The sequence below is a fragment of the Acinetobacter puyangensis genome, assembly GCF_900096995.1.
GTDB classification, from domain to species: Bacteria; Pseudomonadota; Gammaproteobacteria; order Pseudomonadales; family Moraxellaceae; genus Acinetobacter; species Acinetobacter puyangensis.
Genome location: NZ_OANT01000022.1, coordinates 1 through 10,314 on the forward strand (window position 1 = coordinate 1; position 10,314 = coordinate 10,314).

At 38.7% G+C, this 10,314-nt stretch carries 9 protein-coding genes; 7 read left to right on the forward strand and 2 right to left on the reverse strand.

Annotation, left to right across the window (positions count from 1 at the left end; all coding sequences use genetic code 11):
* Positions 1-45: 45 nt before the first annotated feature.
* The 3 genes from pcaD (at position 46) to CRO21_RS17195 (ending at position 3,895) form a co-directional block, all read left to right on the forward strand.
* Complete coding sequence (gene pcaD / locus CRO21_RS17185) at positions 46-825, forward strand: 3-oxoadipate enol-lactonase (RefSeq protein WP_097080525.1); 780 nt, start codon at positions 46-48, stop codon at positions 823-825.
* 381 nt (positions 826-1,206) lie between these two features.
* A complete protein-coding gene (locus CRO21_RS17190; protein WP_228150495.1) occupies positions 1,207-3,327 on the forward strand; it encodes a TonB-dependent siderophore receptor in 2,121 nt (706 codons plus the stop codon).
* 25 nt (positions 3,328-3,352) lie between these two features.
* Positions 3,353-3,895: a GNAT family N-acetyltransferase gene (locus tag CRO21_RS17195; RefSeq protein WP_097080526.1), complete on the forward strand. Its 543-nt coding sequence runs from the start codon at positions 3,353-3,355 to the stop codon at positions 3,893-3,895.
* A gap of 101 nt (positions 3,896-3,996) precedes the next feature.
* Here CRO21_RS17195 and CRO21_RS17200 read toward each other — a convergent pair whose 3' ends face one another.
* Together CRO21_RS17200 and CRO21_RS17205 are read right to left on the reverse strand one after the other, a co-directional pair.
* Positions 3,997-6,099 carry a TonB-dependent receptor gene (locus CRO21_RS17200; RefSeq protein WP_097080533.1) on the reverse strand — a complete coding sequence of 701 codons (2,103 nt, stop codon included), beginning with the start codon at positions 6,097-6,099 and terminating at the stop codon, positions 3,997-3,999.
* 51 nt (positions 6,100-6,150) lie between these two features.
* A complete protein-coding gene (locus CRO21_RS17205; RefSeq protein WP_141398147.1) occupies positions 6,151-6,549 on the reverse strand; it encodes a DUF2946 domain-containing protein in 399 nt (132 codons plus the stop codon).
* Positions 6,550-6,853: 304 nt separating this feature from the next.
* On the opposite strand from CRO21_RS17205, the gene CRO21_RS17210 reads away from it, so the two are divergent.
* The 4 genes from CRO21_RS17210 (at position 6,854) to CRO21_RS17225 (ending at position 10,261) form a co-directional block, all read left to right on the forward strand.
* Positions 6,854-7,891, forward strand: a complete 1,038-nt coding sequence (locus tag CRO21_RS17210) for an ABC transporter substrate-binding protein (RefSeq protein ID WP_228150496.1) — start codon at positions 6,854-6,856, stop codon at positions 7,889-7,891.
* Between the two features lie 5 nt (positions 7,892-7,896).
* Positions 7,897-8,913: a FecCD family ABC transporter permease gene (locus CRO21_RS17215; RefSeq protein ID WP_097080529.1), complete on the forward strand. Its 1,017-nt coding sequence runs from the start codon at positions 7,897-7,899 to the stop codon at positions 8,911-8,913.
* A gap of 1 nt (position 8,914) precedes the next feature.
* Positions 8,915-9,685, forward strand: a complete 771-nt coding sequence (locus CRO21_RS17220) for an ABC transporter ATP-binding protein (protein WP_097080530.1) — start codon at positions 8,915-8,917, stop codon at positions 9,683-9,685.
* 168 nt (positions 9,686-9,853) lie between these two features.
* Positions 9,854-10,261, forward strand: coding sequence for a cation efflux protein, CzcI-like (locus tag CRO21_RS17225; RefSeq protein ID WP_141398148.1), 408 nt, complete (start codon positions 9,854-9,856; stop codon positions 10,259-10,261).
* Positions 10,262-10,314: the final 53 nt, after the last annotated feature.

A 10,314-nucleotide genomic window follows, 5' to 3' on the forward strand; every position in this document is an offset into this window, starting at 1 on the left:
TGTCGATCATGTTGCTTCAGTTTAAGATTTAAAGGATACAAGACTATGCCAATTGCACAATTAAAAAATGTTGCATTGAATTATGAAACTTTTGGCGATCCTGCCAAGCCTGCGCTGATTTTCTCCAATTCGCTTGGGACCAATTACCGTATGTGGCAGTCGCAATATGACGTGTTACAACAGGATTATTTTATCATTTGTTATGATACACGTGGTCATGGTGCATCTTCGACACCAAATCCTCCCTATACGCTTGCAGATTTGGGACAGGATGTAGTCGATCTACTGGATTATTTAAAGATAGAAAAAGCTTTTTTCTGCGGCATTTCGATGGGTGGATTGACAGGTCAGTGGCTTGCCATCCAACATCCAGAACGTTTTTACCGTGTGATGGTCTGTAATACCGCTGCAAAGATCGGGCAGCAACAGGCATGGCAAGATCGTGCCGCACTGGTGCGTGAACAGGGGTTGCATCCGATTGCCTCCACCGCGGCATTACGCTGGTTTACTGAGTCTTTTATTCAGAGCAATGCAGGCGTGGTACAGCGTTTAGCCAATGACTTGGAAGCTGGCAGCGCCGCAGGTTATGCCAATTGTTGTGAGGCTTTGGCCAAGGCAGATCTTAGGGCACAGCTGAAGGACATTGGTATCCCAGTAATGATTGTGGTAGGAACACAGGATCCTGTAACCACAGTTATCGATGGTGAATATATGCAGCAGCAGATTGCAGATGCAACTTTGTTAGAAATTGCCGCATCACATATCTCCAATATCGAGCAGCCTGAGCAGTTTAATCGGTTTGTTCAAAATTTGATTGAATTATAGTGAATTTTACTTAATTTTTATGAGGCTAGATTTGGTAGTGATGTTAAGCTATGGATCAAGCTAAAGCATAATATTATCATCATTGTGCTTTAGCTTTTCCTATCGCACAATTCATTTAAAGATAAAGTGTTATATCTACTCTAGTTGTTTTTACATATCCTCTTGGATTGAATAAGTCTAAGTTTAGAGTCGTCTCCTGATCATATCTAGTTAAGTAGTTTATTCAGTAAATGAAAAAACAACACCAAGAGATCTAAAATTAACCATTTATTTAACAATATCCAGTTTGCATTGTAAATCTGCTTATATTCAGTTGCTTTATCCATTGGGATGAATAAAATGTTACGTTATAACATTTGATTTATTTAAGGCCATTATTTCATGAAAGTACCTTTTATTTTATTCAGTTCGATGGGTCTTTTGACAGCCACGCCGGCTGCCAATGCCGAAACAATTGAAGCAGAGCAAAATAAAGAGATAAAAGCTTTACCTACTATCGTCATCACGGCCACCGACACCGTAAATCAAACAACGGCTGCAACCAAATTTGAATTGGACCCTTTACAAACACCGCAAAACGTCCAAGTATTGGGGCAAGACATTTTGCAGGATAATCATGCACAGCGTATTACCGATGTGACTAAATTGGTCAGTGGTGTATCAGCACTTAATCCCATGGCAGGTTTATGGGATAATTACGCCATTCGTGGTTTTAATACAGATCAGACTGTGGGAGCAAGTGTGCTTAGAAACGGTGTAAATGCTTATCTTGGCATGAATGCCGCCCATGATATGGTCAATATTGACCGTCTAGAATTTCTAAAAGGTCCCGAAGCTGCTTTATATGGGGCAGGTGATCCGGGCGGTACAATCAATATTGTCACCAAAAAGCCGCAGTTTTCACCTGAGCATCGAGTTGATTTGAGTGCGGGTTCTTATGATCAATATCGTGCTGCTTTCGATTCGACCAATGCCATTACCGATACAGTAGCGTATCGTTTAGGTGTGGCGTATGAAAATAAGCATAGCTTTCGGGATTTTGTCAAACATGATCGCTTATTTGTGGCACCGCAATTGACATGGCAACCAAATGATCAGACTCAAATTGATTATGATAGTGAATATACACAGGTTAATAGCCGCTTTGATCGTGGTGTACTGGCAGTAAATCAACAACTGGGTAAAATTCCCAATCATCGTTTCTTAGGTGAACAAGCAGATGGCTTGATTGATATGGAAGATTATCTACAACAATTACGACTTAAACACCAGTGGAATGATGACTGGAAAAGTGAAGTCACACTCAATTATAAGCATAATACTTTGCAGGGATTTTCAACCGAAGCCTATAAACTGATCAATGATCAGGGTGATCTTAACCGCGAACGTCGTTATCGGGATAATACCACCCGTAGTTATTTGTTGAATCATGATTTAATCGGTCAATTTTCAACGGCTAATCTTTTGCATAAGGTGGCCATTACCACCGAATTAAGCCATTTGAATATTCTGAATAGACTAGAACGCTATCGTAAGACCAGTGGGGCAGATATGGATTTGATTAATATCCATCGTCCGGTATATGGGGTGAATTTGCCTGATGTTAATACGACGGTTTTAGATACCGATGAAGATCAAAATAATATTGCCTTTGGCTTAAGTGATTATATTGAATTTAATCCGCAATGGGCATTATTGCTTGGCGGACGTGTCGATTATTATCAGCAGAAATTTAACGAATATGCAAAGTCTAAACAGGGGACGCAATATTTTACCCATTTTAGTCCAAAAGCTGCATTAAATTATCGAGTAAATGACCAATGGTCTGTATTTGTAAGTGCAGGCAAGTCTTTCCATCTAAATTCGGGGTTGGATGAAAATTCGGAATTATTCCAACCTGAAAAGGCTTTAACCTATGAAATTGGTACAAAAAATAAATTCTTTGACGATCGAATAGAATCGACGATTTCCTTATTCCATATCAAAAAGAAAAATGTTTTGGTGGATAATCCAACTGGCTTATCAGATTACATCAGCACAGGTGAGCAATTAAGTAGAGGTGTGGAGGTTGATCTAAGCGCAGAGCCGATTGATCGTCTAAAGCTTAAACTGGCGTATGCCTATACCGATGCGTCGGTAAGAAAGGGGGAACCAGCAGTTGGCATCGAGCGGGGTGATCGCTTGTTGAATAGTCCAAAACATAGTGCTAATCTTTTTGCGATGTATGATCTGTGGCAATCTGGTCAACAAAAGATCGGTGTGGGTGGTAATTTAAACTATGTCTCTGATCGTTCAGGAAATGTCAAAGATGATGGTTTTGAATTGCCGTCCTATACTTTGCTTAATTTAAATGCTTATTATCAGATTAATGAAAAATTGCGTAGTCAATTCACTTTAAATAATGTCTTCAATAAGACTTATTATAGTGCCAGTCTGAAAGATGAATGGGTGACGCCGGGAAATCCGCGAGAAGCATTTCTGAGTGTCAGTTATTCATTTTAATTATTTCTAAGGTATTTGATCAAAGATGGATACAACCTCAAAATTTTCATTGGATGCGAGTTTCGATGTAAAAATATTATCCGATGACGATTTTGAGGAATTTCCCGAAATCATTGATTTTGTCATAGCCAGCAGGCAGCAATTATTTCCAATGCTGGATCATTGTCAATTACCTGAAGATTTACTTTATTTTGATGACACATTTATCTCGACCAAATCGGGGTGTTTTATTCGGATTAGATCACAACAAGCATTGGTTGCGGTCGCTGGATTTAAGGCCTACGATTTTCGTTTTCAGCATTTAAATATTCAGCCTAATGCAACTGTAGAGCTAGTAAAATTATATGTAAGCCCACAATATCGGCGTATGGGCATAGCCCAATATCTGGTGAATGAACTAAAAACGATTGCCAGACAGCGAAAAATTAATAATTTATATTTACATACACATCCATTTTTACCTGGTGCACAAGCATTTTGGCTAAGACAGGGGTTTAAACTTATTCATCAAGATACGGATCCCATCTGGCGAACGTTGCATATGCTTTATCCTTTAAATGCAACATGATTTTATTCATTTGCGATAAGAATATCAGTTGATTTTTGATGTTTTTAGTCTCCAAAACGTCATGAATCATAAAGACGCATGACGTTAATATGAATTTTTTATTAGAAATCAAAGCTCAAACTAAGCGTTGCTTTAAGTGGCTCACCCGGCATCACCCAATAGTTGGTATAGCTAGCAACAAAATAATCACGATCAAATAGATTATGAATATTAATTTGAGCTTTCAACTGTGGACTAAGTTGCATGTGGGCGCCAATATTAACAATGCTAAAGGCAGGTAGGCTTGTCCCATTATCTTTATAGTTTGCACTGCGCTTACCATAATAATTGATGTTTGCCGTTAATCCAGAAGCATGCCCGATGATATCAAATTGATAATCTGCGCTGAAATTGGCGGCATGTTTGGGAATATTTTTTAAACGTGCACCTGTACTATCAGCTTCACTTTTAACGACTTTGGCATCGGTATAACTATAATTTGCTGCAACAGTTAAATCATCAGACCATTGATATTGCCAATTCAACTCTATCCCTTGGCTTTTGACTTTGCCATTATCGACATAACTGTCAAAAACACCCTCAGTTAATAAATGCTCTTTGTTCATATCAAAATAGGTTATGCCTAACCAATTTTGGTTTCCATATTGATATTTGGAGCCGATTTCCCAACTTTTGGTTTTTTCAGGTTCAAATAGCGTGTGCGTGCTATCTTTTAAACCTGTATTCATTTCAAAGGCTTTACCCCAATTGCTATAAAAAGATAATCGATCCGTAGCACGATAATTGATTCCAAGACGAGGGCTAAATGGCGTATAGGTTTTTTTCGTAGAAATCCCTGTTTTGTCATCTTTAATTTCTTGTTGCATGTTGTCTAAACGACCACCAAATAAGATATTCCATTGGTCATTGATAAAGACTTGATCTTGTAGATTGATGGCAAGATTATTTTGTGTTTCTTGTGAATGTTTGGTTAAACGAGTTAGTGGCAGAATGTTTCCATATATAGGCGAAGATAGATTAATCGGCATATTGCTGTCTGATGCATTACGATATTGAATCTGATCAATCACATAATAGTTAGCCTCAATATTGCCGATCAATTCATGTTGAATACGACCGCTATTAAACTTCCCACGCAAGATGGATTGAAACTGGCTTGTTTCGGTATCGAATTTACGATAGCGACGAAATCTATTGGCAGTATCTCCACTGATAGAGCCAATTTCAGTCGATGTACCTTCACGTTGTCCTTGTGCATAGCTGAGGGCAGTTGTGTTATTCCAACTGTCGTTAAACGCATGATTCAGCCGTAACTGATACATTTGTTCATTCACTTTTACATCACCATCGCTTGGTTCACCTAAAAAAGTCTTTTTATTAGTTAAGATTTTGCCGTCATCAGACATTGGAATGCCACGATCAAATACATATTGATAATCACCGATTTCACTATCAAAATTGAGTTGAGTACGATCAGAAATTTTCCAGGCTAGTTGTGGTGCAATAAAATATTTTTCATTATTTACATGGTTTCGAAAACTGTGCTGATCTTCATAAGAGATACCTAAACGGTAGGCGACTTCATCGTTAATTGCACCTGTAGTATCCAGCGCTGCACGATATTGATCATTACTACCCACACTGAAATTCAATTGGCGTTTATTGTCCCATTCAGGTTGTTTATTGCTGATATTAACTACACCTCCTATAGCACCCTGACCATACAGTGCAGCCATAGGACCTTTTAGAAAATCTATGGCCTCAATATTCACCATATCTCGAGGAATATGAATGCCTGGAATTGCACTGAGCGCATTGCGTAGATTGGTTGTTCCCATATTCGGATCAGTACTAAAACCGCGAAATGAATAATTGTCCCAGCCACCGCCGCCATAGCTGTCCTGATAAAATACGCCACTGACCATAGTTAGTGCATCACTGATTTTTTGTACATTATGCTTTTGGATATCAGTTTCGGATAAATGTGATTGAGTAAACGGGACATCCAGTAAATCATGTTGAAATTGGGTCATGGCTTGTGATGAAATCAATGTTTCATCCTGTTTTTCAGCAGTGATAATCAATGTTGGGAGTTGTTTTAGCTCATTTGAAATGCTTATAGATGTCGTTTCGGCATGAGTGGTGATGGCAAATTGAGTCATTACAATACTCCACGTAAGTGGATGTAATAAAAATTTAGACATGGTCATTCTCTGTCATTGATGAATGTTTAAACTGGGGAATCCCCTGAAGTGTTAAGCAAAAACAGGAATAAGTGGTGGACCACGCCCTTGTGGACTAAGGAATAAGCGTTGAAGATAAAAGAAAATATATGCCAAAATGGTTAAAAAAATCAGTTTGACCAATAATTTACTTTCAATCACTTTGGGAGAAGAAAAAGAAATAGGTAAACTTGAATGAAATAACTGACAAAAATGACAATCCATTTTGTTGTCAGTTTTTATAGACCGATCTATCGTTGATTTTTCTGAAGATATATGATGCTGTGATGGCATGTTGGTGTAATCCATCACATGCATAATTTGCACGCAAACTTCATTTTGTTGCATTTTTTTGGGAAGCAGGGCTTGCCAGAACACCATGTTCTGGAATATGACTGCTAGAACTCCCAATACAATACAAAAACGGCGCATCAACAATATCAATTCAAATCGCTGCGACAAGATAATCAACTTCTTAACTGATTACAAATGCAATTTTTTAGTTTGATCAATAAAAACTCATATTCAAGTTCTGCAAGCTATAAAGGCTAGCTTTATAATTTTCATTAAAAATTTCCCGTTAAAATTGCACTTTATGACGGGTTGCATTTAGAATGCAGCCCTATAGACAAGATTGTATTGATGGATTGTTGTGATGTCTAAACTCTGCTTAATACTGTGCTAGATCATGATATTTTCTGTCTACTCATATCTTCACTGTAAAAAATGGCCATATTTGGCGACTGCTGTATATATTAGTCTGTTAATACTTAGCACTTCCTTGTCTGGTTGTGATCATTCGACGCAAGAAAAACTAAAGCAGCAATATGCGATTCAGGTTACCGATGCTCAAGGGGATCTGGTGCAGTTAAAACAACCTGCGCAAAGGATTGTCTGTTTATTTGAAGCCAGTCTGGATGATCTTTATATGTTAAATGCAGGACAACGGATCATCGCAATTCCCGGCAAAGTGTATAGTTCAACATCACTCTATCAGGCCTATTCGATTCTGGATACTCGCATTAAAGAGAAGAAACTGGCAACACCGAGTCAATGGGACTCCGCCAGTAGTTTGGAAAGTATTATTAGTTTAAAACCTGATCTAGTCGTGATGTATGCCAATCAGCCGGACAGTATTACATTACTCAGAAGTATGAATATCCCGGTGTACGCAGCACAATCAGAGAATCTGACACAAACCTTAAAAGAGTTGCAAGATTTGGGAACATTGACCGGGCAACAACAGCGTGCAGTACAACTGAACCAGTTTATCCGGAATGAGCTAGCAGCGATTCAAAATGCAACAGATGCTGATTTTGCCACCAAAAAAACCGTCTATTATGCTTGGTCGGGTGGTCGGATTTTTTCCAGTTCTGGTCGAGATTCCATGCCAAACACTATGATCACGCTGGCAGGAGCGGAGAATATTATACAGGCCGCTATTGATCAGCCGAATGTAAATCCTGAAAATTTAATTGAATGGAACCCTGATGCAATTTTATTGTGGAATTCCGATGCAAATTTAATTTATCAACAGCCAGAATTACGAGGATTACAAGCAGTTAAGCAACAACAGGTTTTTAATTTAACCCCAAGTTTTTTATATAATCCGCATACACCGAAAATATTATTGGCAGCCAATCAACTGTATCATTGGTTGTATCGGCAAAATGATGCGGCAAGTCGCGCAAAACAGGATCAACATCGTATATTAAGTATGTTCTATGGTACCGAACATGGCCAGCAATTAGCACAATTAACGGAAGTACCGTGAGGCTTATGTATACATTTAAATTTTCTTTAATCTATTTGCTGCCTTTACCGTTAATCTTTTTTTCCTTATTGATTGGCCCTTCACAGCAATTTTCCATTGTTGATTTCCTGCATGCCGTGTATTACTGCTTTGCTTCGACTGAGCATTTAAGTCTGACTCAGCAAGAGAATATTGAGATGATGTGGAATATTATGCTTAATGTACGTATGCCGCGAATATTCCTGACGTTTATGGTTGGCGCTGCATTGGCATCTTCTGGTAATGCGCTACAGGCATTATTTCGTAATCCACTGGTCGATTCCTATGTACTCGGTATTTCTTCAGGGGCTGCATTAGGTGCAGCGATTGCTTTATTGTTTAATGGGTTGCCAGTACAGATTTCAGCGTTTCTTTTTGGCATTGTGGCAGTGTGTTTAACCTATGGTTTTGCTTATCAGCGTTATGAAAAAAGTTCTGTGGTTGTGGTGCTGTTGTCCGGCATGATTGTATCGGGATTATTTATTGCAGGTCTAAGCATTGTACAATATCTGAGTGATCCCTATAAATTACAGGCGATTGTACAGTGGACGATGGGGAATTTGCATCAGGCAACTTGGCAAAAAGTACAACAGTCGTTTGTTCCGATTACTGTTTCTTTGATCGGTTTGTATGCCTTGCGCTGGCGTATGAATCTATTGGCACTCGGCGGACTGGAAGCACAGGCAGTCGGGGTTGATCCAAAACGAGATCAACTGCTGATCGTATTATTTGTAACGCTGGCGACGTCTTCATCTGTGGCGGTGGCAGGTATTATTAGCTTATATGGACTTTTTTTACCCCATATTGTACGTATGTTGATTGGTCCCAATAATGCCAAAACCGTCCCTGCCAACATTTGTTTTGGTGGAACATTTTTGCTCATCATTGACAATATTTCACGCACGGTATCTAGTTTTGAGATTCCAATTGGGATTTTTACCATGTTTCTGGGTGCGCCCTTATTTTTATATCTGATTCGTCATTATCACAGCAACTGGACCTAACATGACCGCTATTCAAGTTAAACATGTCAATTTTTCCTATGCTGCAAAAAGCATTTTACAGGATATTAATATTGACTTTGCAGCGCAGCGGTTTTCTGTATTACTGGGACGTAATGGCAGTGGTAAATCGACATTATTTAATTTGCTGGCGGGCATTTATCCGATTCAACAGGGCGAAATTTTATTATCGGGCAAGGCCTTAACACAGTATCAGGGCATTGCACGGGCAAAACAGTTGGGTTTTCTGGCACAATCGCATCAAAGTCTATTTAATTTTAAAGTCATGGATGTGGTGCTCACCGGACGAGCAGCATTTAATCGTTTTGCACCTAGTTCAGAAGATTATGATCTGGCAGAACAGGCCTTGAAAAATCTGGAAATTGAGCATTTGGCCCAGCGCGATTACACCACATTATCCGGCGGTGAACGGCAACTGGTGATGATTGCCCGTATCCTGACCCAAAATCCAAAAGTAATTTTGCTGGATGAACCGACCAATCATCTGGATGTGTATTATCAGGTCTATTTGATGGAAAAATTAAAACATTTATCAGAACAGGGTTATACCATTATCAGTATCATGCATGATCCGAATCTGGCATTTTTATATGCCGATGATTTCTACTTTATTAAAAATCAAAAAATTATTCAGCCGACGTTAGCACAAAGTGTCAGCGATCCGGCTTTTTTACAACAAGTGTATGATATTTCTTTTCAACAGCTTCAGATTGGACAACGTCATATTGTGATGCCGCAAGCGAAGTCGTACTAAGCATTTATCAAACTTAAACGCAGCATGGAAAAATTTTAAAGTCTTTAATCTGTTCTAAACCATGCAAAAGATAAATGTGCTTTTTATACTGGAGTTGACAAAGCACTCTTTACAATGGGCTGTGATGATATTATAAGAAGGGTTGAATATAATTTTGGCGATGTTTTTTTGAAAAAAAAACCTATCTTCATCACAATTTTAACAGTCTTACTGCTATTCCAAAGTGTATGGAATATTGCAGCGGCATTTTGTGTGCATGAAAATACGGGTCAAATCGTCTCTACACAACATTTCGGACACCATCAGGTCATGACACATTGCTCACAGGAAAAAACGTCTGTGAATAGCAATGATACGATGTCTGAAAATGTGAAGTCATTTTTCGCAGATGATCATCGCGATCATTTACCCTCGTATACGCATATTTTATTGATGCAAACCGATCAAACATTGGTTATACAAAACTTTTTTGAAGAGCAGAGCCGAACGAATATGTTTTGGCAAAATTTTTATCAATCGCCTGATTTAACAGGGCAAAACCCACCTCCTTTATTGTCCCCGCTATTGGTGGGGTAGCCAAAAAAATCCCACCACTTTCTAATTTTTAAAAGGTGGGAATATAATGTTTA